Source organism: Bacillus sp. AG4(2022) (assembly GCF_031844465.1).
GTDB lineage: Bacteria > Bacillota > Bacilli > Bacillales > Cytobacillaceae > Bacillus_AB > Bacillus_AB infantis.
In genome coordinates this window covers 1-23,465 of sequence record NZ_JAUZVH010000018.1, presented here as the reverse complement: position 1 = coordinate 23,465, position 23,465 = coordinate 1, and the positions used below count along the sequence as shown (strand labels likewise).

Sequence of the window (23,465 nt, the reverse complement as noted above, 5' to 3'; positions counted from 1 at the left end):
GCTTTATTGCACAGTGAAAATCTATAAGAAAACCTGAAATTAGCTGCCAGGCACAGGGCCCCGCTTCCAAGTTGATATTTTTAAAATTCCTGAACAGTCAATTTATAAGAGCGTTTCTTCAATGTTCCGGAGGCTAGGGGGGAATAATAGACTTTATCGCCAGTGACTACGATAGACTTGAAGGATCCTTTGGAGAGGTTGACGACCTGGTCGTGCTGCTGAAGGAACTCTTCAATATATTTGGATGAGCTGACGCTTTGTTTGTCAATGATGGCGATAATATCCCTTGTTCTGACAAGTATGTCTTCTCCTATGTGGACGTACACACGATCACCTCACTGGATTTTTTTCAGCGTACCTGCCTCCACCTCGAATGCAGCTGCCTCTTTCAGCGTCTGATGGTCGATCCCGTCGACGCTTGTTGTCGTCACAAAGGTCTGCACTTTGCCCTGGATCGTGTTCAGCAGGTGGGACTGCCTGTAATCATCCAGCTCTGACAGTACATCATCAAGCAGGAGAATGGGGTATTCGCCGATTTCAGAGTGGATCAGCTCGATTTCCGCCAATTTCAGAGAAAGGGCGGTCGTCCTCTGCTGGCCCTGGGAGCCGAATGTCTGGACATCCCTGCCATTTACATAAAAAGCCAGATCATCCCGGTGGGGGCCAAACATGGTGACTCCCCGGTCGATTTCCCGTCCTCTGACTTTTTCAAATTTTTCCTGGTATACCTCTATCATTTTCGACAATTCCTGGCCATCTGATACATCGGCAGACGGCTTATACTCAATCTTCAGGGTCTCAAGGCCCCTTGATATGCCTTCATGGATCGGCATTGCCCATTTTTGGAGGAGCTTAAGGAATTCGAAGCGCTTCGCCACGATCCTCGCCGCCATCTCAATGAACTGCTCCGTCAGGATTTCCAGCATCGCCTGATCGGTCTGCTTCCTTGTCTGCAGAAGCTTCAGGTAGTGGTTCCGCTGCTGGAGGATTTTATTGTATTGGCCGACATCGTGCAAATAAACCGGCGATACCTGGCCGATTTCCATATCAATAAAGCGGCGTCTGACCTGGGGGCTCCCTTTGACAAGGTGGAGATCCTCAGGAGCAAACATCACTACATTCATATTCCCGACATATTGGCTCAATCTCTGCTGCTCAATATGGTTGCACTTCGCCTTTTTCCCCTTTTTGGAAATGACGAGCTGCATCGGCAAAGGTCCATGATTTTTGCGGACCCTTCCTTCTATTTTAGCATAATCCTCATCCCACCGTATAAGTTCTTTATCATTTGACGTCCGGTGGGACTTCGCCATTGCCAGCACATAGATGGATTCCATGACATTCGTCTTGCCCTGGGCATTCTGGCCGATTATGACATTCACTTTATCTTCAAACTGAACCTCAAGCGATTCATAGTTCCGGTAATTCCTTAAGAGCAACTGCTCAATAAACATAGGCCATACATCCTTTTAGCATCTGCTACTCTGTCACCCGGAAGGCGCCGATGCCCGGTATTTCCACCTTGTCGCCGGAACGGAGCTTCCTTCCCCGCCTTTGATCCTGTTCATCATTAACAAACACTTCGTATTCACCCAGGAACCATTTCGCCATTCCGCCGGTCTGGATGAGATCGGCCACCTGGAGGAACTGGCCCAGTGTGATATATTCCGTTGAGATTTGGATATCCGTCATTTGATCCACTCTTTCATTTTCCAGCCAAGCTCCTAAAAGGGGGGCGGAAATTATTTTAAAGCGTGATCCCGGACATATAGTTCCGGAGAATTCTGAAGGGAAGAATTTCAGTCTGGCCGATTCTTTCCCAATACTTTATTTTACTAAAAAATCGCACCATTTACAAAGAAAAGAGGAAATTTTTATGTGCCAGTTACTGGTGTCCGATTCTCCGTTAAAGCAAAAAAACCGCCGTCAGGCAGTTTTTTCGCAATAGTATACAGGAAGTGACGGATTAATAAGTCCTTACCGGCAGAATCAGCTGGAGGATTGATTCATCATTCATCGGGCGGATGACGAACGGCCTCATAGCTCCTGTGAAGCTGACTTTGATTTCAGTTCCTTCGAGGGCCTTCAAGGCATCCATCATATATTTTGCACTGAAGGAAATTTTCAAGTCTTCTCCCTCTATGAACTGGCTTTGTACTTCCTCCACTACCTTTCCGATTTCCGGTGTATTGGAGGAGATTTCAACCACACCATCCTCGATGGTAGAGAATTTTACGACATTGTTTCTCCCTTCCCTTGCCAGCAGGGAAGCTCGGTCGATCGCCTGCAGGAATTCCTTCGTCTGCACGCCAATCTCCGTTTTGCTTTCATTCGGGATCAGTCTTGTGGTATCAGGATAGTTCCCTTCAAGCAGCCTTGAGAAGAATAAAAGATTTTCAGCTTTGAAGAGCACCTGATTTTCTGTAATAACGATATCGATCAGGTCATTATTGTCATCGAGGATTTTGCTCAGCTCGCTCAGGCTTTTGCCTGGAATGACTACATTATAGGATTCGTTTGCTTCTGTTTCGACCTTTGCTTTCCTTAGCGCAAGCCTGTGGCTGTCTGTTGCAATACAGGTCAGCTCGGCATCTTCCACCTTCCAGTTTACACCTGTCAAGATAGGGCGTGTTTCTGAGGTGGACACTGCAAAGACTGTCTGGCGGACCATTGCCTTCAAGAGGTCGGTCGGGATGCGGAAGATCTTTTCTTCAGACAGCTGCGGCAGATGCGGATATTCTTCAGCATCCAGGCCGTTCAGGTTAAATTCGGATTTACCCGAGCGGATTACGGTCTGCAGGTGGTTTTGCACATCGATCTCGACTTTGTCTGTAGGTAGCTTTTTTACGATTTCACTGAAAAACTTTGCCTGCAGTACGATGGAGCCGGTTCTTGAGATTTCAACAATTTCATTGCCATCGGATTCTTTCGGGATGAAAGATTCAATGGAAATATCGGAGTCGCTGCCTGTTAAGGTAACCCCTTCCTCTGATGCGACAATTTTTATTCCTGTTAGGATCGGGATCGTCGTTCTGCTTGTCACGGCTTTCATGACATCCTGGACACTTTGGACTAATGAATCGCGCTGAATTTGAAATTTCATTTTTATCCTCCGGATTGGCATATTTTTTTACTGGCTGAATATATATATATTTTGTTTTAAAAGATAGTAATAGTACTAGTAGGGCCTGTTAGTATGTGGATAACTCCATTTTTGAAAGGAAACACAGCCTATCCACATGTGGACAGACTGTGTGCAAAGTATAAAAAGTTATTCACATTTCTTCTAAACTTTCAACAGCTCATTCAATTCCTTCAGCTGCTTCTGGAGCTGCTGATCTGTCTGGAGCAGCTTTGAAATCTTCTCATGAGCATGGATCACAGTTGTATGGTCGCGCCCGCCAAATTCCTCGCCAATTTTAGGCAGGGAAAAATCAGTCAGCTCCCTGGAGAGGTACATCGCAATCTGCCGCGGGAAAGCAACAGACTTTGTCCTCTTCTTTGCCTTGAAATCCTCAAGCTTTACACTGTAATGCTCCCCGACCGTTTTCTGGATCTCATGAATCGTGATGACCTTCGGCTTGGAGCTTGGGATGATGTCCCTCAATGCTTCTGCTGCCAGATCGGCGTTGATATCCTTATTGATTAAAGAAGAATAAGCTACTACGCGTATAAGTGCACCTTCGAGTTCCCGGATATTTGAATCGATCTGATTGGCAATATAAAGCATGACTTCATTCGGGATATCAAGCCCTTCAGCTTTTGCTTTCTTTCGCAGGATGGCAATCCTTGTTTCCAGATCCGGCGGTGTGATATCGGTAATGAGCCCCCACTCAAACCGGGAGCGGAGACGGTCTTCAAGCGTCGGAATCTCTTTTGGAGGCCGGTCACTGGAAATGACAATCTGCTTGCTTTCTTCATGCAGTGTATTGAATGTATGGAAAAATTCTTCCTGGGTCTGTTCTTTTCCGGCCAGGAACTGAATATCGTCAATTAAGAGAACATCGACATTTCGATATTTATTGCGGAAATCGACAGCTTTGTTGTCACGGATGCTGTTGATGAACTCATTCGTAAATTTCTCGGAAGACAAATAAACCACTTTAGCAGCTGGATTATGATCTTGTACATAATGGCCGATCGCATGCATAAGGTGGGTTTTTCCCAGTCCGACTCCCCCATAGATGAACAGCGGGTTATAAGCTTTGGCAGGCGCTTCGGCTACTGCCAGTGAAGCTGCGTGGGCAAAGCGGTTGCCGGAGCCGATGACAAAGGTATCAAAGGTGTATTTTGGATTGAGCATATTTAAGGGAAGTTCAGGCTGGTCATCATCCTTTTTCCCTTTTTTCGGCGGGACCGGAAGATCAACCTCTTCTTCGCCCTGGTTCTGCGGAATAATGAATTTAACCCCCAGTTCCTCTCCCGTTATGTCGTAGAGAATCCCGGAAATCAGCTGCGAATAGCGTTCTTCCAGCCAATCGCGCGCAAACTCATTCGGTGCCGTGATGATGAGCAGGTCTCCCTGGAGAGAATGTGCCTTGGTCGATTTCAGCCATGTGTCAAAGCTTGGCTTGCTGATTTTTTTTTCGATATTGGCCAGAGCATTATTCCAAAGATCCGCAATGTTTTCCAACAGGTATCCCTCCTTTTCTGTTAGTTTCGTCCAGCAGAACGATGGGTTATACAAGTTGTACAACCCTTATGTGATCTATATACGAAACTGTTTGTGTGGATAAATATATAATAAGGAAACAATTCGGGATTTCGACATTTTCCCCGGATTGTGGACAAAGTTCATCAAAGCCTCTGAATAACCTGTCCACATGTTATCCACAATCTGTGGATAAGGAAGTTATGCACAATATTTATTAAGTGTGAAAACACAACTATAATATCAAATAATAGTAAGCCATGCAATGGTTTTTAATGCTTTATCCACAAAGCCGGATTCATGTGCATATTAATTGTCCACAAGCAGTTAGTCTGTTAAAAACTTGTCATATCCCCTGTGGATAGTGAAAATCTTGTCGAAAATTTATCCACAAAAGCCGTTAAAAGCAGGAAGCAGGAAAATTTAACAGCAGCTAATTTAAAAAAGGGTCGTGACATTCAGTCGGAAAAAAGGTAAAATTTCAAAGGTAGCAAAATGGACGTCCGGATCTTCTGGACGGACAATCAAACAGACGATATGCAGACTTAATGATATAAATGATGCCGGAAGGCTTTTTCGATCATGGAAAACGGAATGAAGAGTTGACAATTATTCGGGTATCTTTGTATAATCAATAAGACTGTCTTTTACTGTTATCCTCAGGGAGGTGTAATATAATGAAAAGAACGTTCCAACCGAACAAAAGAAAAAGAAGCAAAGTTCATGGTTTCCGCTCTCGTATGAGCAGTGCAAACGGACGCAAGGTTTTAGCGCGCCGCCGTCAAAAGGGAAGAAAAGTATTATCTGCTTAGGCCACTGAAACGTCAGTGGTCTTTTTTCCTTTTTGAAAAGATAATGGATCCGGCTTCTTATAGAAGGGGCCGGTTGTGGTTATAAAGGTAAAGGGATCCTTTTTGGATTGCGGCAGGCTGCCGATCGGCTGCCTGCCCGCTCTTTTCCTTAAAGGATGAATGACAGAGCTTTCTAAGATTGAGGAGTAAATGGCATGAAAAAAGAGTTCAGAGTCAAAAAGAATAAAGAATTTCAGGAAGCCTTTAAAAAAGGAAAGTCATTTGCTAACCGTCAATTTGTTATATATGCATTGAAGAAAACGGGGCAGGAGCACTTCCGCATCGGCCTTTCCGTCAGCAAAAAGATCGGCAATGCAGTGGTCCGGAACCAAATCAAAAGATATGTCCGCCAGGCATTTCATGAGCTGGATGCTTCCATACATAATGAGTATGACTATGTCATCATCGCCAGGAAGCCTGTGGCCGATATGGGATTCCATGAGATCAAAAACAGTCTCTCCCACGTCCTGAAAGTCGGCAAGGTCCTTCGGGGGACCGGGCACCATCGGGACCGGCAAAAGCCTGAATAAAGTTCATGAATTTTAAAGCGCTTGCGCCTGAAAAATGGTAGAATATCACCGTAGCGCCTATATTGTCCTGAAGCCGGGACGGACAGGCCTATAGAAAAGAAGCATACAGGCAGCCAGGGTTTGGATCTGCCGCCCAAGGCCGGGAGTTGCACCTGGTTTTTCTTATAATAAATATGAAAAGCAGCAAGGGAGGATAAACGTTGAAGAAGCGAATATTTCTTGTATTCGGATTGATTTTCCTAATGGCTCTTTTGACGGGATGTACTGAAGTCAATAAGCCGATTACCTCTGAAAGTGAAGGCTTTTGGAATGAGTATATTGTTTACCCGCTTTCTATGTTCATCGTAAAAGTAGCTGAAACGCTCGGGGGCAGCTATGGGCTTGCCATCATCGTGGTGACCCTGATCATCCGCCTTTTGATTCTGCCGCTGATGATCAAGCAGACAAAAAGCTCGAAGGCCATGCAGGCCCTCCAGCCTGAAATGCAGAAGCTGAGAGAGAAATACAGCAGTAAAGACCAGAAGACACAGCAAAAGCTGCAGCAGGAAACCATGGCTCTTTTCCAGCAGCATGGCGTCAACCCGCTGGCAGGCTGTTTCCCGCTCATCGTTCAGATGCCGATCCTGATCGGTTTCTATCATGCCATTTCACGCACACGCGAAATTGCGAACCATGACTTCCTTTGGTTTGATCTCGGTTCTCCGGATCCGATTTACCTGCTGCCGCTGATTGCCGGCGCAACGACTTTCATCCAGCAGAAGATCATGATGGCGGGGACTGCCAACCAGAATCCGCAGATGGCCATGATGCTCTGGATCATGCCGGTCATGATCATCGTATTTGCGATCAATTTCCCTGCAGCCCTGTCATTATACTGGGTTGTCGGTAACATCTTTATGATTGTCCAGACATATTTCATCAAAGGTCCGGATCTGAAAAAAGCAGCTGCCGGAAATGCGGGAGGAGCAAAGAAGTGAAAGAAGTGACTGCTACAGGACAATCCGTCGAAGCAGCAGTAGAATCCGCTTTAGCTCAATTGCAGACAACAAGAGACCGCACGGAAATCAGCATTGTTGAAGAAGGAAAAAAAGGTTTTTTCGGGATTTTCGGTTCCAGGCCTGCCGTTGTAAGGGCAGTTCTTAAGCCGGATCCGATTGAAGAAGCCGTCCAATTTTTAAAAAATATCGGCGAGAAAATGGGGGCACCCGTTGAAGTGGAAGTGCGCAGGGAAGGGAAAGAGGCAGAGCTTATCCTGTCCGGCGAAAAAATTGCCCTTTTCATCGGAAAAAGGGGCCAGACCCTGAACTCGCTCCAGTATCTGACCCAGCTTGTCGTCAATAAGTCTTCCGATTCTTATCTGAATGTGGTCCTTGATGCCGAGGACTACCGGAAGCGCCGGAATGATACGCTCATCCAGCTTGCCCAGCGGCTTGCCCAAAAGGCAGTCAAAACCGGCAAGGATGTGGCGCTTGAACCGATGCCTTCCTACGAAAGAAAAATCATTCATGCGGCACTGGCCGGTACGCGGAAAGTTAAAACGTACTCAAGCGGAGCCGATCCCAACCGCCATATTGTCATATCACCGGTGAAATAGCCGATGGAGCCTTATCCGACTGGATAGGGCTTTTTTTATGGGAAAAAAATGATGGGCAAAGGAATGCGGTCAATGATTCCGAAGTAGAATGCATATATTTCTTGTGCGGGGTCAGAGGTTCTTTAATAGAGGAACGGCTGCTTCAGCTTTTCTGTCCAGCGGCCGGAACACCGAGTCATAACCCATTCCTGAATATCAGGCAATGATGTGGCAGCCTCTTCAGCCATTTATGCTGTGGATAACATGTACGGCGATATTTGCGTCTGGTTTTATTGTTATTCACATGTGGATAAGTTAAAATAGAGCATAATAATGTATAGAGAATCGGGAAGCTTGTGGATAAGCGGGACAGGCTTGAGCAAATAATCTTTTTAATCAAAGGCTCTTGTGCTATTCTAGTTATTTGGGGCTTAAAATATTCGTTTTAATTATATAGATAGAAAACAGGAAATGAGGTGGCAGCAGGGTGGAGCTAGATACAATTGCAGCGATATCCACTCCGATGGGGGAAGGCGCAATCGCCATTGTCCGGCTGAGCGGTGATGAGGCATTCTCCATTGCAGACAAGCTATACAGGGGAGTTGGAGGAAAACGCATAAGTGATGCCGCTTCCCATACGATCCATTACGGCCATATCATCGATCCGAAAACCGGCCAGGTGGCAGAGGAAGTCATGGTATCGGTGATGAAGGGGCCAAAAACCTTCACAAAGGAAGATGTGGTTGAGATTAACTGCCATGGCGGGATTGTGTCAGTCAACCGGGTGCTGCAGCTCGTGCTGAATCATGGTGCCCGCCTCGCCGAGCCTGGTGAATTCACAAAGAGGGCGTTCCTGAACGGACGGATCGACCTTTCCCAGGCAGAAGCGGTGATGGATCTGATCCGGGCCAAAACAGACCGGGCGATGAATGTGGCGCTTGGCCAGATGGAAGGGCGACTTTCCAAGCTGGTAAAAAGGCTGCGGCAGGAGATCCTTGAAACATTGGCCCATATCGAGGTCAATATCGACTATCCGGAGTATGATGATGTCGAAGAAATGACCCATCAGCTTCTGCTCGAGAAGGCCGGCTTCGTTAAAGGAGAGATTGAGAAGCTCTTGAAGACTTCAGAGCAGGGGAAAATTCTCCGTAAAGGACTGTCGACAGTGATTGTCGGGAGGCCGAATGTCGGGAAATCGTCCCTGCTCAACAGCCTTGTGCATGAAAACAAGGCGATTGTAACGGATATACCGGGTACAACCCGTGATGTAATAGAAGAGTATGTAAACGTCAGGGGAGTTCCTTTGAGGCTCCTTGATACTGCCGGCATCCGGGAGACAGAGGATATTGTCGAGCGGATCGGTGTGGAAAGATCGCGACAGGTGCTGAAGGAGGCCGATCTGATTCTGCTGGTCGTCAACTATTCAGATGAGCTGACGCAGGAAGATGAAAATCTCTTCAAAGTGGTAGAGGACATGGATGTTATCGTCATCGTCAATAAAACCGATCTTCCGCAGCAAATCGATATGGAGCGTGTGCGCGAGCTTGCGGCCGGGCATAGGCTTGTGACGACCTCCCTCCTTGAGGACCAGGGCGTCGATGAACTGGAGGAAAGCATTTCTTCGCTGTTCTTCGCCGGCAGCATTGAAGCGGGCGATATGACTTATGTGTCCAATACCCGCCATATCGCTTTGCTCAACCAGGCCCTGAACAGCATTGAGGAAGCACTGAACGGAGTAGATTTTGGAACGCCGATTGATATTATTCAGATAGATTTGACTAGAACTTGGGAGCTTTTGGGCGAGATTATCGGAGAAAGTGTCCATGACAGCTTGATCGATCAGCTTTTCTCCCAATTTTGCCTTGGGAAATAATCCGGCAGGCGGGAAAACAGCCTGGAAAGAAGGAGGCAGCAGGAAACATGCAGTATGATGCAGGCAATTATGATGTCATTGTTATCGGTGCAGGACATGCAGGAGTCGAGGCCGGCCTGGCTGCGGGGCGGCTCGGCGCCAAGACACTTATGGTGACCATCAATCTTGATATGGTTGCTTTTATGCCGTGTAACCCTTCAGTCGGAGGTCCGGCAAAAGGGATCGTCGTCAGGGAAATAGATGCCCTCGGCGGTGAAATGGGCAAAAATATCGATAAAACCCATATCCAGATGAGGATGCTGAATACAGGAAAAGGGCCGGCTGTACGTGCGCTCAGGGCGCAGGCCGATAAATTCACTTATCAGCATGAAATGAAGAAAACGATCGAAAACGAACCGAATATCACACTGTTGCAGGGCATGGTTGAAAAACTGATCGTGGAAGACGGCGTCTGCAAAGGTGTTGTAACGATGACCGGCGCGGCATACAGCGCGAAGACGGTCGTCATTACCACCGGGACATTCCTGCGCGGGGAAATCATTCTCGGCGAATTGAAATATTCCAGCGGCCCGAATAATCAGCAGCCGTCCATTAAGCTTTCGGAGCATCTGCAGGAGCTTGGCTTCGATATGGTCCGGTTCAAGACCGGGACGCCTCCGCGCGTGAACAGCCATACGATTGATTACAGCAAGACAGAGATCCAGCCCGGCGATGATGTGCCGCGGGCGTTCTCATATGAAACGACTAAATATATCACAGACCAGCTGCCATGCTGGCTTACCTATACAAATGAAACAACGCATAGTCTGATCGACGATAATCTGCACCGTTCGCCGATGTATTCAGGCATGATCAAAGGAACCGGGCCGCGCTATTGCCCTTCCATCGAAGATAAGGTGGTCCGCTTCAATGACAAGCCGCGCCATCAGATCTTCCTTGAGCCTGAAGGCCGGAATACGCAGGAAGTTTATGTGCAGGGGCTTTCCACAAGCCTGCCGGAGGATGTGCAGCAGAAGATCCTCCGCACAATTCCAGGCCTTGAAAATGTCCAGATGATGCGTGCCGGCTATGCGATTGAGTATGACAGCATTGTTCCGACCCAGCTTTGGCCGACATTGGAAACGAAGAAGGTCAAGAATCTTTATACCGCCGGGCAGATTAATGGAACCTCCGGATATGAGGAAGCAGCGGGACAGGGGCTTATGGCAGGAATCAATGCCGGCCTGAACGCGCTTGGCAAGGAAGAGCTTATCCTCAGCCGCTCTGATGCCTATATCGGTGTGCTGATCGATGATCTTGTCACAAAAGGGACGAATGAGCCTTACCGCCTCCTGACTTCCCGTGCGGAATACAGGCTGCTTCTCCGCCATGATAATGCCGACCTGCGCCTGACGGATGCAGGCCATAAGATCGGCCTGATCAGCGATGAAAGATACGGACGCTTCACAGAGAAAAAACAGGCGATCGAAACGGAAAAAGAAAGGCTGCGTTCCATCATCATCAAGCCTTCTGCCGAAGTACAGGAAATGATCAAAAACCAGGGCGGAAGCGAGCTGAAGGACGGAATCCGTGCTTCAGACCTTCTTAAGCGCCCGGAAATGTCGTATGAGCATATCAAGCTTGCGGCGCCTGCCGACGCAGATTTGGACTTTGATGTGACAGAACAGGTCGAAATCCAGCTGAAGTATGAAGGTTATATCGAAAAATCCCTGCAGCAGGTCGAGCGCCTGAAGAAGATGGAAAACAAAAAGGTGCCGGAAAATATCGATTATGATGCGATCAACGGACTTGCTTCAGAGGCCCGCCAAAAGCTGAAGGAAGTACGTCCGCTGTCCATTGCGCAGGCTTCCCGGATATCCGGCGTCAATCCTGCCGATATCTCCATCCTGCTTGTATATCTTGAGCAAGGAAGGGTCGCCAGGGTTTCCAACAACTAATTACAGCTGCAGGAAAGGAATGGGCAATGAATACTGAACAATTCATCAAGATGCTGGAGGAGAAAGGGATTTCCCTTTCTCCAAGGCAGATTGATCAATACAATATTTATTATGAAACATTGGTTGAGTGGAATGAAAAAATGAACCTGACAGCTATAACAGACAAGCCTGAAGTCTATCTGAAGCACTTCTATGACTCTGTTTCCGCTGCCTTTTATTTTGATTTCTCCAAGCCCTTACATATTTGCGATGTAGGTGCAGGAGCGGGTTTCCCGAGCCTTCCGATCAAAATTGCATTCCCGGAAATCAGCGTGACGATCGTTGATTCATTGAATAAACGGATCAATTTCCTGGAGCATCTTGCAGGAAAGCTTGGCCTTGAAAACGTCCGTTTCGTCCATGACCGGGCGGAAACCTTCGGACAGAACAAGGAATACAGGGAAGCATTTGATGTTGTGACAGCCAGGGCTGTTGCCAGAATGTCGGTGCTGACTGAGCTTTGCCTTCCCCTTGCCAAGGTTGGCGGCCATTTTGTGGCCATGAAAGGGGCCAGCGCCCAGGATGAACTGGCTGCAGGCAAGAAAGCGATTACGATGCTTGGCGGCAAATTGGAGGATTCCCACTCCTTCCTTTTACCGGAAGAAGAAAGCGAGCGGAATATCTTTGTGATCCGGAAAGAGAAGCCGACACCAAAGAAATTTCCAAGAAAACCGGGCACCCCTAATAAGAGCCCAATTGAATAATTAGTTACTTTTGTCCCGGATTTATGGCATAATTTTTAATAGCAGCTGTTGTTATATATCCATATTCTCATCGATAAAAACGCGTCTCCAGTCGGAAGATTGTTTATCTGAGGTGCAGGAGTTCCCGTTTTTTAGGAGAATATGTAATAGGGAGTTTCGTAAAGGTGGTGCAGGGTGATGAAGCATTCTTTCTCACGCTTTTTTGGCCTAGGCGAAAAGGAAGAACAAGAAATCGAAAAAGCTGATGAACAGTTAAATATAGAAGAAGAACCGACTAACAGGGAAGAAGTCAGGAAAATTCCGATCGGACAGATTGTGCCGAACCGTTTTCAGCCGAGAACGGTATTTGATGACGAGAAAATCGAGGAATTGTCCCGTACGATCCATACGCACGGGATCATCCAGCCGATTGTTGTCAGGGAATTCGATGACGGCAAATTCGAGATCATTGCCGGCGAACGCAGATGGCGGGCAATGAATAAACTGGGCTGGGATGAGGTGCCTGCGATTGTCAAGAATCTCAGCGACACTGAGACTGCTTCTGTCGCCCTGATTGAAAATCTCCAGCGTGAGGAGCTTTCACCGATAGAGGAAGCGGTTGCTTATGGAAAGCTGCTTGAGCTCCATAATCTGACCCAGGAGGCCCTGGCGCAGCGGCTTGGCAAAGGACAGTCCACTGTAGCGAACAAGCTCAGGCTCCTCAAGCTTCCGGAACAGGTCCAGGAAGCGTTATTGGCCAAGCAGATCACAGAGCGCCATGCCCGCTCCCTCATTCCGCTGAAGAATCCGGAAAAGCAGGTCAAGCTTCTGGAAGAAATCATTGAGAAAAGCCTCAATGTCAAACAGACGGAAGAACGCGTCGTCAAGCTGCTCGAGCAGAGCGAAAACAAGCCGAAGCCGAAACGGAAGGCTTTCAGCAAGGACATGCGGATAGCGGTCAATACCATCCGCCAGTCCCTCAATATGGTTTCAGACAGCGGCATCAATCTTGATTCCGAAGAAGAAGAATTTGAGGAATTCTACCAGTTCACGATCAAGATTCCTAAAAAGAAATGATAGATTGTGAGACACACTAAATATGTAGACAAAACGCACTGTATTTCACACCGGAATCTGCAGTGCGTTTTTCATTATTATCACAACACAATGTTGAGGAGGAAAAAAGCATGAACAAGGACCTGTCTTCAGAACAAAGGGAAGAATTGCTGGGCACATTGAAGGACCGTTTTGAGAAAAATATGGAGCGCCATCAGAATCTTGATTGGACTCAAGTGGAGGCGAAACTGGCTGAACATACTGATAAGCTCTGGACGCTCAATGAAATGGAAGTGACCGGCGGGGAGCCGGATGTTGTTGCTTATGATGAAAAAAGTGGTGAATACATATTCTGTGATTGTTCAGCGGAAAGCCCGAAAGGCCGCCGCAGCGTCTGTTACGACCGTGAAGCGCTTGAGTCCAGGAAGAAACATAAGCCTGAAAACAGTGCAATGGACCTGGCTGCCGAGATAGGCATCGAGCTTTTGACGGAAGATCAGTACCGGGAGCTTCAGAAGCTCGGAAGCTTCGACCTGAAAACATCCTCCTGGGTGCAGACTCCTGCTGAAGTCAGGGAGCTTGGCGGCGCCCTTTTCTGTGACCGCCGTTATAATCAGGTGTTCGTCTATCACAATGGCGCTGATTCGTACTATGCTGCGAGAGGCTTCCGGGGCAGGCTGAAAGTCTGAGCCTGCAGCAGGCAAAAAATTCATTTCTCTTCAATCTGTGGGAATTTTAAGAAAAAACCTAACATCATATTCCATTCATGATAAAATAGAAGTCGTGACTCTAGTAAGCTTTTTTCTGATTGAATAGATTATGAATAGAATAGATATCATTGTTTAGAGGAATAAGGTAGGTGGCACCGTGGGGAAAATTATTGCGATTGCGAATCAAAAAGGAGGAGTCGGAAAGACGACGACCTCTGTGAATTTGGGAGCCTGCTTGGCATACATAGGCAAGAAAGTGCTGCTGGTCGATATTGATCCGCAGGGCAATGCGACAAGCGGGATCGGTATAGAAAAAGCTGATGTGGACCAGTGCATTTACGATGTTCTCGTCGATGATGTTGAAGCGCTGAAAGTGATCAAGCCGACGGCTGTCGAGAATTTATATGCTATTCCTGCGACCATTCAGCTCGCAGGGGCGGAAATTGAACTGGTTCCGACTATTTCCCGGGAAGTGAGACTCAAAAGGGCCCTTGAAGAAGTGAAAAAGGATTTCGATTATATCATCATCGACTGCCCGCCTTCCCTCGGTCTTCTGACCATCAACTCCCTGACGGCTTCCGATGCCGTCCTGATACCGGTCCAATGTGAGTATTATGCACTCGAAGGGCTCAGCCAGCTTTTAAATACGGTCCGCCTTGTCCAGAAGCATCTGAACCATGACCTGAAAATCGAGGGTGTGCTTCTGACAATGCTTGATGCCAGGACCAATCTGGGTATACAGGTGATTGAAGAGGTAAAGAAATACTTCCAGGATAAAGTCTATAAAACGATCATTCCGCGCAATGTCCGATTAAGTGAAGCGCCGAGCCACGGGGAACCGATCATCATCTATGATGCGAAATCCCGGGGAGCTGAAGTGTATCTAGATTTGGCAAAGGAAGTGATTTCGAATGGCTAAAGGTCTGGGAAAAGGGCTGAATGCTTTCTTCTCGAACGCCGAGGCAGATTCAGAGGAAACGATCCAGGAGATCAGGCTCTCGGAAATCCGTCCGAATCCTTATCAGCCCAGAAAAATATTTGACGAAGCAGCAATTGAAGAGCTGAAGCAGTCGATCCGGGAGCATGGCATCCTTCAGCCGGTCATCCTGAGAAAAAGCATCAAAGGCTTTGAAATCGTTGCAGGTGAACGCCGCTGCCGGGCTGCCAGGGAAGCCGGCCTGGAAAAAGTGCCATCGGTCATCAGGGAATTGACCGAAAAGCAGATGATGGAGCTGGCCATCCTTGAGAACCTGCAGCGCGAGGATCTCACTCCGATGGAAGAAGCGGCTGCCTATCAGCAGCTGATCGAGAAGCTGAAGATGACACAGGAAGAGCTTGCGAAAAGATTGGGGAAAAGCAGGCCGCATATTGCCAATCATATCAGGCTCTTGTCCCTCCCTCCGAAAATACAGGAACTGATTTCAAGCGGCAAGATCACAATGGGCCATGGCCGTGCACTTCTGGGCCTCAGGCAGAAGGAAAAGGTTCAGGCAACAGCTGACCGCGCGATAAAGGAAGGGCTCAATGTCCGCCAGCTTGAACAGCTGATCCATCATCTGAATGAGCTTGTTCCACGTGAAACAAAAAAAGTGAAGCAGCCGAAGGATGTTTTTATAAAAGCTCAGGAAACCTCCTTGCGGGAGCGGTTCGGAACCCCGGTCAGCATCAAGCAGAATAAGAACCAGAACAAAGGCAAAATTGAGATCGAATTTTTTTCAAAAGACGATTTGGACCGGATTTTACAAATATTGGACCAAGAACGTTCGTAAGCCATCATGGATGGCTTTTTCTTCTTTTTTCATAAACTACTATACAGATAAAGGTGAAATGCAATGTTTTTATTAGGTACTTTAGTGAATGGGCTGCTGATTGTCATCGGCACGCTTCTCGGCAAGCTGCTCCATCGCATCCCGGAAAGCATGAAAGGCACCGTCATGTATGCGATTGGACTGGCAGTCATCGTCCTTGGACTGCAGATGGGCTTCAAAAGTGAAAATTTCCTGATTGTTATCCTGAGTCTTGTGCTTGGGGCTGTGCTCGGCGAGTGGCTTGGGCTTGAGGATAAACTCAATGCAGTCGGCAATTGGCTGGAGAGAAAGATTGGGTCAAATGGACAGGGCAGCATTTCACAAGGCTTTGTGACAGCAACCCTCATTTTTGTGATCGGAGCGATGGCCATCATCGGGGCATTGGACAGCGGCATCCGCGGCGACCATGATGTTCTGTATACCAAATCGATCATCGACGGCTTTACGGCGCTGATTTTGACCACTACTCTTGGAATCGGCGTCATCTTTTCAGCTATCCCAGTCGTCCTTTATGAAGGGCTGATTGCCCTCTTTGCAACCCAGATCGACCGGTTTGTTCCTCAGGCATTGATGGACCAGTTCATTCTAGAAATGACAGCGGCAGGCGGGGTGATGATCTTTGCGATCGGGCTTAACCTGACAGGATTGACGAAGATCAGGGTGGCCAATCTCCTGCCCGGCATCCTTGTGACGGCTGTTATCGTCACATCGATCTATTTTTACCAGCAGCTTGTTTGACAGAGGGTGGACGGCATTTGTCTGTCCATCCCCTTCTCTACTGATTCAGCTTTGCCTGTTCAGCTGTTCCCAGATCCCAGCTGATGCGCGGCCATGCATGCTTAAATCTTGCATTCAGGCTCGCTTCGTGGATTCCGGCAGCAATCGTCTTCGCCATCCTCAGCACAAGATTCAGCCTCGTATTCTGCAGAACGAAGAATTCCATAAATCCGCTCACATTCACAATTCCGGTGATATGCATATCGCCTACCTCAGGCAGCTCTTTATTCACGCCGGCTCCAGGCTTGACCGGGCCGGATCCGACCTGGATAACGCCTACGCTTTTCAGTCGGCCAAGGCATGCGTCAATTCCGATAATATAGGGACGTACATGCGATTCTTTGATTTCCTTCAGTTTTTCCTCCAGATTAACGGCATGGATCGGATCATCCAGCGTTCCGTATACATGAAAGGGAGCCACAGCCTTTTCTTCCAGAAGTGTGCCGACAAGCGGACCCAATGAATCTCCGGTAGAGCGGTCAGTGCCGATGCAGACAAAAACGACAGGGCGTACACCGATGCCTGGGGGCATGAAATTTAAGAGTTCAGCGGCCAGCTTGTTTGCAGCATCCTGTTCATCATGGGCAACGCGGGCACTGCTGGCCTTTTTTTCAAATAAGTTCGTTCTTAAGTTCATTGGTTCCACTCCCTCATTATGGTAGTAACAGTATACGGAAAAATTTTGTAATCTATACATACCTGCATCAGTAAAAAGATAAACAGAGAATCATATGTTGGTATGCTTACTGACTGTCCGTACGATCCTTTAATGGGTTAAAGGCACTTGTGCAGGCGGGGAAGGTTTATAGGAAAAGAATTTCTGGGAAGGCACTCACATGTCAGACTGTAAAAAAATCTTGCAAATTGTTAAAATGGATTTAATTTTATAAGATAAGAAAGTATTATTTTGAATTTCGGCTGCTCGCTGCAGCTGCGCCTATGGCCTTGAGGTACAAGCTTGAGGCGGAATCTTGCAGACGTTTTTGCACGCCGCGGCATACTTATTTCGAGTCCTTCATTAAGGCGCTGGCGATTTTCTTATATAATTCACTAAAAGTAAGCGGGTGAAACCATGACTTCTACAGAAAAAATGCTTCAGGGAATTAAGGATCAGCTGTCCGATGAAAATATGTGGAGTGCCATTGGCCTTGGATTTTTGAAGATCATTGCCATTTTGATTGTATCAAGCCTGATCATCAGAATCGGCCGGGCGGCCATCCGAAAGGTCTTTGCCGTGCGGAGCCACTCGCCGCTGAGGATCAGCCACCGCCGGGAGGCTACACTGGTCAAACTGCTTGAAAATATCCTGACGTATGTGGTGTCTTTCATCATGATTATGATGATTCTCTCAACCTTGACGATTGATGTGGGTGCCCTCCTTGCAGGTGCCGGGATTGTGGGGCTTGCGGTCGGCTTCGGCGCTCAGAACCTTGTGAAGGATATCATCACCGGCTTTTTCATCATATTTGAAGACCAATTTTCGGTCGGAGACTATATCAGGGTCGACCAATTCGAAGGAACCGTAGAGGAAATCGGCCTCCGGACAACAAAAATTAAGAGCTGGACAGGTGAGCTTCACATCCTGCCGAACGGGAGCATCGTCCAGGTGACCAATTTCTCCCTTCATAACAGCGTCGCGTTTGTGGATGTGAGCATTGCGTATGAGGGGGATATCCAGAAGGCTGAGCAGGTGCTTAAGGACCTCCTGGAAACCCTGCCTGAAAAATATGAAGATATGGTCAAGACGCCCGAAATATTGGGCATCCAGAACCTGGCGGCATCAGATGTGGTTATCCGGGTGACGGCAGAGACAATGCCGATGAAGCATTTCTTTATCGCCCGTCAGTTGAGGAAGGAAATCAAGATGGCCCTCGATGCACATGGCATCGAAATTCCTTTCCCGCGCCTGGTCATGTATTCGCGCCAGGAAGAAAAGCCTGAAAAAAGCACGGGAAAAGCATAGGAGGAAAATAGCATGGAACCTAAAGAATATGGCCTGAATGATGTAGTAGAGATGAAAAAAGCCCATCCGTGCGGGGCCAACCGCTGGAAAATCATCCGCCTCGGCATGGATATCCGCATTAAATGCGAGGGCTGCTCGCACAGCGTCATGATCCCACGAAAAGAATTCAGCCGGAAAATGAAGAAAATCCTCGTGAAGCATGAAGAATAGTCATGCTTCTTTTTTCTGGAAGGGGATGGACTTGTCTTTTGCCCGGCAAATCTCTATAATTGTGGGAGACTTGTCCAATTTTATGAAAACGAGAAACAGCCTTATAAAAATAGATTTCACCGTTTTTGAAATAGATGCTGAAATAAAAGTTGAGGAGTGACTGGCATGGCATTAACAGCTGGGATTGTAGGCTTGCCGAACGTTGGTAAATCTACATTATTTAATGCAATAACACAGGCAGGTGCGGAGTCTGCCAACTATCCGTTTTGTACGATTGACCCGAATGTGGGAATTGTTGAGGTTCCTGACCACCGCCTGAACAAGCTGACAGAGCTTGTTCAGCCGAAGAAAACTGTACCGACAACATTCGAATTCACAGACATCGCCGGAATCGTAAAGGGCGCCAGCAAAGGGGAAGGCCTAGGGAATAAATTCCTTTCGCATATCCGTGAAGTGGATGCAATCTGCCAGGTTGTCCGCTGCTTTGCTGATGACAATATCACACACGTATCCGGAAAGGTCGATCCGATTTCCGATATTGAAACCATCAACCTGGAGCTGATCCTTGCTGACCTGGAATCTGTTGAGAAGCGCATTGCCCGCGTCGGCAAAATGGCAAAACAGAAGGATAAGGAAGCTGTGGCAGAACTTGAAGTCCTCGAATTGCTCAAGGATGCGTTCGAGTCAGACAAGCCTGCCCGCACTGTGGAGTTCACAGAAGAGCAGCATAAAATTGCCAAGAACCTTCACCTCCTGACAATCAAGCCTGTCCTGTATGTAGCAAATGTGGGGGAAGATGATGTAGCAGATCCTTCTTCAAACGAATACGTCCAGAGCGTCAGGGATTTTGCAGAGAAAGACAATGCGGAAGTGATTGTTGTCTGTGCGAAAATCGAATCTGAAATCGCCGAGCTTGAAGGCGAAGAAAAGCAAATGTTCCTTGAAGAGCTTGGCATCGAGGAATCCGGTCTTGACCAGCTGATCCGTTCTGCTTACCACCTGCTGGACCTTGCCACTTATTTCACGGCAGGAGTGCAGGAAGTCCGTGCATGGACGTTCCGCAAGGGCATGAAGGCGCCTCAGTGTGCCGGCATCATCCATACAGACTTTGAAAGAGGCTTCATCAGGGCAGAAACTGTCCACTATGATGACCTGCTGGAAGCTAAGACCATGGCCGCTGCGAAAGAAGCAGGAAAGGTCCGTCTTGAAGGAAAAGAGTATATTGTTAAAGACGGAGATATCATTCATTTCCGCTTTAATGTGTAATAAGTATGATGAGAGGCTCCCGCTTTTGGGGGCTTTTTTTTGTTTGACTGGGGAAGATGCAGGGGGCGTTGAATTTTGAGGCACTCTGTGAGGGGCTGAGGAATGGCAGTGTGCCTCATGTAGGAGTTTTGAGGCATTCTGTGAGGGGCTGAGGAGTGTCAGAGTGCCTCATGTAAGAGTTTAGAGACACTCTGCATGGGGTGAAGGAGCATCAGAATGCCCCATGAGAACATCTTGAGATACTCTGGCGCAAACAATATGAAATAGAGTGCCTCATAGTATGCCGTGGCTGAACACCCTTCCGCCTTTCGATGGTCCAGCTCCGGGCGCTAGCCCCTCGAGTGTCGGGACTGAGCAAGCGCCCTCCGCCTTTCAAGGCTGATTAACAATAAATTTACATGGGATTCAAATGGCTGTTACACATTCTTTTTACAATGAAGTAGAAGAAAGCGCTAAAGGAGGATGTGTGATGAGCCGTGCAAGAGCCTGGATCCGAAGGCAGGATGAGCTGTGGTTTCAATATTGCAACAGCAGATCAGAGGCAGCTTTCATCCGTTTCTTTCAAATGTTGACCCATTTGGGCGGTGCGCGGTTTACGGTTGTCCTGCAGCTGGTTCTTATGCTGGCGGGCCCCCCTTCCCTTTTCAGGCCGGCAGCAGCTGCGTCACTTTCCCTTGCAGCAAGCCATCTTGCCGCAGTCCTGATCAAGCGGGCCGTTAAGAGGATCCGCCCCTTTCAGGTGCTTCCCGGCGTCCGTGTGCATGGATTTCGTTTCAAAGATCATTCTTTTCCGTCAGGGCATTCAACAGCCGCCTTTTCCCTGGCAGTTCCCTACAGCATTCTTTTCCCTCCATTCGCTCCCGCTTTATTGGCAGCTGCCGGTCTTGTCGCCCTTTCAAGGGTTGTGCTTGGCGTCCATTATCCTACCGATATTGCAGCAGGATCTCTGCTTGGCGCAAGTGCAGGCATCTTCTTCGCAGCCATTGCCCAGTCATTTTAATATTGAGGAGGAATGAGAGTGAAGGTGGCGATTTTTTCTGATACCTTTTATCCCCAGATCAATGGGGTGGCTAACACGCTGAAGCGGCTCACAGACCATCTTGAGAAGCGGGATATAGAGTATATGCTTTTTATACCGGGACCCGCTGAGGGAATGTCCTATCCGAACGCGGCTGAGTTTCTGAGCATTCCTTTCTTTTTCTACCCTGAATGCAGAACGGCTGTGGCCAATCCCCGCAAAATAACGGAAAGGCTGCAGAAGTTTTCTCCCGATATCGTTCATATAGCCACTCCGCTGACAATGGGGCTTTATGGAATCCATGCGGCAAAAAAGCTGGGCATCCCGATCACCGGCTCCTACCACACCCATTTTGATCAATACTTAAAGCTTTATAAATGCCAATGGCTCTCCCCCCTATTCTGGAAATATATGAAATGGTTCCACCGTTCCTTCCAGCGCATATTCGTGCCGTCAAAAGATACGAAAACAATCCTTGAAGCCCAGGGGCTGCAGTCTGTATCGCTTTGGACACGCGGAGTTGACAGCCGGCTGTTTCATCCTGATCGAGATAAGGACGCAGCCAGGAAGAAATTTGGAATCAGGGAGCCTCATATCCTCTTATATGCAGGCCGGCTTGCACCCGAAAAGGATCTTGGCACCTTGCTGAAGACAATGGGAAGCCTCCCGGAAGAAATCCGGGAGCGGGTGCACTGGCTGATCGTCGGCGACGGACCTGAGTTCCAGCCATTCGCAAAGGAATCTGCCGGCAGGGGCAATGTGACAATGACCGGATATGTCACAGGCGAAGAGCTGGCCGGCCTATATGCAGCAGCCGATTTGCTCGTCTTCCCCTCTCCTACAGAAACATTCGGGAATGTGGTCCTTGAAGCCCTCTCTTCCGGTACCCCTGCCATTGTGGCAGACAAAGGCGGTCCTGCGGAAATCATCTCGGAAGGCAGGACCGGCCGGATTTGCCCGGCAGGCAGCAGCGGGGAATTTGCGAGTGCAATACAAGAGCTGCTTGGAGATCCCGTAAAGCTCGCCAGCATGTCCCGGGAAGCGAGGAGCTATGCCGAACGGCAGTCATGGGATAAAATCATGGACCAGCTGCTGGCAGAATATAAAGAGATTGCATTTGAGGGCGAATACCGCTTCCGGAATTTGGGATAAAAGAATGGATATTGTCCAATTGAATATGATATGATGAATATACCTCGGAATGAGGTTTTTTCTTTTTGGAAGGGATAATTGCTTTCCTTCCGGATATATGCTATAATTTCAACTTGTGAGTAATGAATAGTTACTCCTTGCCCGAATGGGCCGCTTAGACCAAAAGGAGGTGTAATGAGATGAGAAAGTACGAAATCATGTACGTCATCCGTCCAAACATTGAAGATGAGGCTAAAAAGGCTCTAGTTGAGCGTTTTAACTCTATCCTGACTGATAATGGTGCGGAACTGACTGAATCAAAAGACTGGGGCAAACGCCGCCTGGCTTACGAAATCAACGATTTCCGTGATGGCTACTACCAGTTGATCCACCTGAATGCGGAAGCTGCTGCAGTGGACGAGTTCACTCGCCTTGCTAAAATCAGCGAAGATATCATCCGCCACATGGTTGTTAAAGACGAAAAGTAAGACTTGAAATAGAACAGTTTTAAATAAGGAAGGAGTTGATTCTGATGATGAACCGAGTTGTTCTTGTCGGACGTTTAACGAAAGATCCTGAGTTAAGGTACACGCCAAATGGAGTGCCCGTTGCTTCCTTCACACTTGCTGTTAACCGTACTTTTACGAATCAGCAGGGAGAAAGGGAAGCTGACTTCATCAACTGTGTGATCTGGCGCCGTCCAGCTGAAAACGTAGCAAACTTCCTCAAAAAAGGAAGCCTTGCCGGCGTTGATGGACGCCTTCAGACCCGCAGCTATGAGGGACAGGACGGCAAGCGCGTCTACGTTACAGAAGTAATGGCAGACAGCGTTCAGTTCCTGGAGCCGAGAAATGCTTCAGGCGGTGCCCCTAGCGGCGGCCGTAATGACGGAAACTATGGCGGTCCTTCAAGAGAACAGGATTTCCCATATGGAAATAATGATCAGAATCAGCGACAAAACAATAACCGCAATCAAGGATATACGCGCGTGGATGAAGATCCATTCGCAAATGATGGACAAATCGACATCTCTGATGACGATCTGCCATTCTGATCTCCTTGATTGGACGGGTACACGATACTAAAACCAAAAGGAGGGAAATGACATGGCATTTGGAGGAGGACGCAGAGGCGGACGTGCAAAGCGCCGTAAAGTTTGCTACTTCACAGCAAACGGAATCACTCACATCGACTACAAAGATGTAGATCTTCTGAAAAAATTCATCTCTGAGCGCGGTAAAATTTTACCTCGCCGTGTAACTGGTACAAACGCTAAATACCAACGTAAATTGACTGTTGCTATCAAGCGTGCGCGTATCATGGCATTACTGCCTTACGTTTCAGGTGAATAATATATAATAAAAGAAGGGCGCCTTATGGGTGTCCTTC

At 47.9% G+C, this 23,465-nt stretch carries 26 protein-coding genes; 20 read left to right on the top strand and 6 right to left on the bottom strand.

Going from position 1 to position 23,465, the window contains the following annotated elements:
* Positions 1–80: 80 nt before the first annotated feature.
* From remB to dnaA, 5 genes are all read right to left on the bottom strand, one after another.
* Positions 81–326: an extracellular matrix regulator RemB gene (remB, locus tag Q9R36_RS25840; protein WP_009791668.1), complete on the bottom strand. Its 246-nt coding sequence runs from the start codon at positions 324–326 to the stop codon at positions 81–83.
* A 9-nt stretch (positions 327–335) separates the two neighbouring features.
* Positions 336–1,454: a DNA replication/repair protein RecF gene (recF, locus tag Q9R36_RS25835; RefSeq protein ID WP_094767785.1), complete on the bottom strand. Its 1,119-nt coding sequence runs from the start codon at positions 1,452–1,454 to the stop codon at positions 336–338.
* Positions 1,455–1,479: 25 nt separating this feature from the next.
* Positions 1,480–1,692 (bottom strand): S4 domain-containing protein YaaA, encoded by a 213-nt coding sequence (yaaA, locus tag Q9R36_RS25830; RefSeq protein ID WP_009791670.1) that lies wholly within the window; start codon positions 1,690–1,692, stop codon positions 1,480–1,482.
* A gap of 274 nt (positions 1,693–1,966) precedes the next feature.
* Positions 1,967–3,103, bottom strand: a complete 1,137-nt coding sequence (gene dnaN / locus Q9R36_RS25825; RefSeq protein WP_094767786.1) for a DNA polymerase III subunit beta — start codon at positions 3,101–3,103, stop codon at positions 1,967–1,969.
* A gap of 183 nt (positions 3,104–3,286) precedes the next feature.
* Positions 3,287–4,633 (bottom strand): chromosomal replication initiator protein DnaA, encoded by a 1,347-nt coding sequence (gene dnaA, locus Q9R36_RS25820; protein ID WP_311226167.1) that lies wholly within the window; start codon positions 4,631–4,633, stop codon positions 3,287–3,289.
* A 695-nt stretch (positions 4,634–5,328) separates the two neighbouring features.
* Between dnaA and rpmH the strand changes: the two genes are divergently transcribed.
* The 12 genes from rpmH to Q9R36_RS25760 all read left to right on the top strand — a co-directional run bounded on the left by rpmH (position 5,329) and on the right by Q9R36_RS25760 (position 16,449).
* Positions 5,329–5,463: a 50S ribosomal protein L34 gene (rpmH, locus tag Q9R36_RS25815; protein ID WP_009796313.1), complete on the top strand. Its 135-nt coding sequence runs from the start codon at positions 5,329–5,331 to the stop codon at positions 5,461–5,463.
* Positions 5,464–5,657: 194 nt separating this feature from the next.
* Positions 5,658–6,032, top strand: a complete 375-nt coding sequence (rnpA, locus tag Q9R36_RS25810) for a ribonuclease P protein component (RefSeq protein ID WP_311226166.1) — start codon at positions 5,658–5,660, stop codon at positions 6,030–6,032.
* 200 nt (positions 6,033–6,232) lie between these two features.
* Positions 6,233–7,009, top strand: coding sequence for a YidC family membrane integrase SpoIIIJ (spoIIIJ, locus tag Q9R36_RS25805; protein WP_022544633.1), 777 nt, complete (start codon positions 6,233–6,235; stop codon positions 7,007–7,009).
* A complete protein-coding gene (jag, locus tag Q9R36_RS25800; RefSeq protein WP_009796309.1) occupies positions 7,006–7,626 on the top strand; it encodes an RNA-binding cell elongation regulator Jag/EloR in 621 nt (206 codons plus the stop codon). Before spoIIIJ ends, jag begins: the two co-directional genes overlap by 4 nt.
* Before the next feature lie 466 nt (positions 7,627–8,092).
* Positions 8,093–9,478: a tRNA uridine-5-carboxymethylaminomethyl(34) synthesis GTPase MnmE gene (mnmE, locus tag Q9R36_RS25795; RefSeq protein ID WP_311226165.1), complete on the top strand. Its 1,386-nt coding sequence runs from the start codon at positions 8,093–8,095 to the stop codon at positions 9,476–9,478.
* 47 nt (positions 9,479–9,525) lie between these two features.
* Positions 9,526–11,415 carry a tRNA uridine-5-carboxymethylaminomethyl(34) synthesis enzyme MnmG gene (gene mnmG / locus Q9R36_RS25790; RefSeq protein ID WP_311226164.1) on the top strand — a complete coding sequence of 630 codons (1,890 nt, stop codon included), beginning with the start codon at positions 9,526–9,528 and terminating at the stop codon, positions 11,413–11,415.
* A gap of 26 nt (positions 11,416–11,441) precedes the next feature.
* Positions 11,442–12,158 carry a 16S rRNA (guanine(527)-N(7))-methyltransferase RsmG gene (gene rsmG / locus Q9R36_RS25785; RefSeq protein WP_311226163.1) on the top strand — a complete coding sequence of 239 codons (717 nt, stop codon included), beginning with the start codon at positions 11,442–11,444 and terminating at the stop codon, positions 12,156–12,158.
* 177 nt (positions 12,159–12,335) lie between these two features.
* Positions 12,336–13,214 (top strand): nucleoid occlusion protein, encoded by an 879-nt coding sequence (gene noc / locus Q9R36_RS25780; protein ID WP_009796305.1) that lies wholly within the window; start codon positions 12,336–12,338, stop codon positions 13,212–13,214.
* 110 nt (positions 13,215–13,324) lie between these two features.
* Complete coding sequence (locus Q9R36_RS25775; protein ID WP_253619011.1) at positions 13,325–13,882, top strand: DUF4256 domain-containing protein; 558 nt, start codon at positions 13,325–13,327, stop codon at positions 13,880–13,882.
* 178 nt (positions 13,883–14,060) lie between these two features.
* The gene (locus tag Q9R36_RS25770) at positions 14,061–14,822 is read left to right on the top strand and encodes a ParA family protein (protein WP_009796303.1); all 762 of its coding nucleotides are present in this window, start codon (positions 14,061–14,063) and stop codon (positions 14,820–14,822) included.
* Entirely contained in the window at positions 14,815–15,672 is an 858-nt protein-coding gene (locus Q9R36_RS25765; protein WP_009796302.1) for a ParB/RepB/Spo0J family partition protein, read from the top strand. Before Q9R36_RS25770 ends, Q9R36_RS25765 begins: the two co-directional genes overlap by 8 nt.
* A gap of 63 nt (positions 15,673–15,735) precedes the next feature.
* Entirely contained in the window at positions 15,736–16,449 is a 714-nt protein-coding gene (locus Q9R36_RS25760; protein WP_009796301.1) for a DUF554 domain-containing protein, read from the top strand.
* A gap of 37 nt (positions 16,450–16,486) precedes the next feature.
* On the opposite strand, the gene yyaC is transcribed toward Q9R36_RS25760, so the two are convergent.
* The gene (gene yyaC / locus Q9R36_RS25755; RefSeq protein WP_009796300.1) at positions 16,487–17,125 is read right to left on the bottom strand and encodes a spore protease YyaC; all 639 of its coding nucleotides are present in this window, start codon (positions 17,123–17,125) and stop codon (positions 16,487–16,489) included.
* Positions 17,126–17,560: 435 nt separating this feature from the next.
* Here yyaC and Q9R36_RS25750 point away from each other — a divergent pair, with 435 nt between their 5' ends.
* The 8 genes from Q9R36_RS25750 (at position 17,561) to rpsR (ending at position 23,428) form a co-directional block, all read left to right on the top strand.
* Positions 17,561–18,451 carry a mechanosensitive ion channel family protein gene (locus Q9R36_RS25750; RefSeq protein WP_009796299.1) on the top strand — a complete coding sequence of 297 codons (891 nt, stop codon included), beginning with the start codon at positions 17,561–17,563 and terminating at the stop codon, positions 18,449–18,451.
* Between the two features lie 12 nt (positions 18,452–18,463).
* The gene (locus Q9R36_RS25745; RefSeq protein WP_022544631.1) at positions 18,464–18,661 is read left to right on the top strand and encodes a DUF951 domain-containing protein; all 198 of its coding nucleotides are present in this window, start codon (positions 18,464–18,466) and stop codon (positions 18,659–18,661) included.
* Between the two features lie 165 nt (positions 18,662–18,826).
* The gene (ychF, locus tag Q9R36_RS25740; protein ID WP_009796296.1) at positions 18,827–19,927 is read left to right on the top strand and encodes a redox-regulated ATPase YchF; all 1,101 of its coding nucleotides are present in this window, start codon (positions 18,827–18,829) and stop codon (positions 19,925–19,927) included.
* A gap of 469 nt (positions 19,928–20,396) precedes the next feature.
* Complete coding sequence (locus Q9R36_RS25735; protein ID WP_101548490.1) at positions 20,397–20,927, top strand: phosphatase PAP2 family protein; 531 nt, start codon at positions 20,397–20,399, stop codon at positions 20,925–20,927.
* 12 nt (positions 20,928–20,939) lie between these two features.
* On the top strand, positions 20,940–22,097 hold the full coding sequence (locus Q9R36_RS25730; RefSeq protein WP_311226162.1) for a glycosyltransferase family 4 protein: 1,158 nt from the start codon (positions 20,940–20,942) through the stop codon (positions 22,095–22,097).
* Positions 22,098–22,276: 179 nt separating this feature from the next.
* Positions 22,277–22,564, top strand: coding sequence for a 30S ribosomal protein S6 (gene rpsF, locus Q9R36_RS25725; protein WP_009796293.1), 288 nt, complete (start codon positions 22,277–22,279; stop codon positions 22,562–22,564).
* Positions 22,565–22,608: 44 nt separating this feature from the next.
* Complete coding sequence (gene ssb, locus Q9R36_RS25720) at positions 22,609–23,130, top strand: single-stranded DNA-binding protein (protein WP_022544627.1); 522 nt, start codon at positions 22,609–22,611, stop codon at positions 23,128–23,130.
* Positions 23,131–23,182: 52 nt separating this feature from the next.
* Entirely contained in the window at positions 23,183–23,428 is a 246-nt protein-coding gene (gene rpsR, locus Q9R36_RS25715) for a 30S ribosomal protein S18 (RefSeq protein WP_009796290.1), read from the top strand.
* Positions 23,429–23,465 lie beyond the last annotated feature (37 nt).

Bases quoted from the DNA above. Each gene is read 5' to 3' on its own strand.
- recF (WP_094767785.1), bottom strand. From the start codon at position 1,454: ATGTTTATTGAGCAGTTGCTCTTAAGGAATTACCGGAACTATGAATCG.
- yaaA (WP_009791670.1), bottom strand. From the start codon at position 1,692: ATGACGGATATCCAAATCTCAACGGAATATATCACACTGGGCCAGTTC.
- dnaN (WP_094767786.1), bottom strand. From the start codon at position 3,103: ATGAAATTTCAAATTCAGCGCGATTCATTAGTCCAAAGTGTCCAGGAT.
- rpmH (WP_009796313.1), top strand. From the start codon at position 5,329: ATGAAAAGAACGTTCCAACCGAACAAAAGAAAAAGAAGCAAAGTTCAT.
- rnpA (WP_311226166.1), top strand. From the start codon at position 5,658: ATGAAAAAAGAGTTCAGAGTCAAAAAGAATAAAGAATTTCAGGAAGCC.
- mnmG (WP_311226164.1), top strand. From the start codon at position 9,526: ATGCAGTATGATGCAGGCAATTATGATGTCATTGTTATCGGTGCAGGA.
- rsmG (WP_311226163.1), top strand. From the start codon at position 11,442: ATGAATACTGAACAATTCATCAAGATGCTGGAGGAGAAAGGGATTTCC.
- noc (WP_009796305.1), top strand. From the start codon at position 12,336: ATGAAGCATTCTTTCTCACGCTTTTTTGGCCTAGGCGAAAAGGAAGAA.
- Q9R36_RS25775 (WP_253619011.1), top strand. From the start codon at position 13,325: ATGAACAAGGACCTGTCTTCAGAACAAAGGGAAGAATTGCTGGGCACA.
- Q9R36_RS25765 (WP_009796302.1), top strand. From the start codon at position 14,815: ATGGCTAAAGGTCTGGGAAAAGGGCTGAATGCTTTCTTCTCGAACGCC.
- Q9R36_RS25760 (WP_009796301.1), top strand. From the start codon at position 15,736: ATGTTTTTATTAGGTACTTTAGTGAATGGGCTGCTGATTGTCATCGGC.
- yyaC (WP_009796300.1), bottom strand. From the start codon at position 17,125: ATGAACTTAAGAACGAACTTATTTGAAAAAAAGGCCAGCAGTGCCCGC.
- Q9R36_RS25750 (WP_009796299.1), top strand. From the start codon at position 17,561: ATGACTTCTACAGAAAAAATGCTTCAGGGAATTAAGGATCAGCTGTCC.
- Q9R36_RS25745 (WP_022544631.1), top strand. From the start codon at position 18,464: ATGGAACCTAAAGAATATGGCCTGAATGATGTAGTAGAGATGAAAAAA.
- ychF (WP_009796296.1), top strand. From the start codon at position 18,827: ATGGCATTAACAGCTGGGATTGTAGGCTTGCCGAACGTTGGTAAATCT.
- Q9R36_RS25735 (WP_101548490.1), top strand. From the start codon at position 20,397: ATGAGCCGTGCAAGAGCCTGGATCCGAAGGCAGGATGAGCTGTGGTTT.
- Q9R36_RS25730 (WP_311226162.1), top strand. From the start codon at position 20,940: ATGAGAGTGAAGGTGGCGATTTTTTCTGATACCTTTTATCCCCAGATC.
- rpsF (WP_009796293.1), top strand. From the start codon at position 22,277: ATGAGAAAGTACGAAATCATGTACGTCATCCGTCCAAACATTGAAGAT.
- ssb (WP_022544627.1), top strand. From the start codon at position 22,609: ATGATGAACCGAGTTGTTCTTGTCGGACGTTTAACGAAAGATCCTGAG.
- rpsR (WP_009796290.1), top strand. From the start codon at position 23,183: ATGGCATTTGGAGGAGGACGCAGAGGCGGACGTGCAAAGCGCCGTAAA.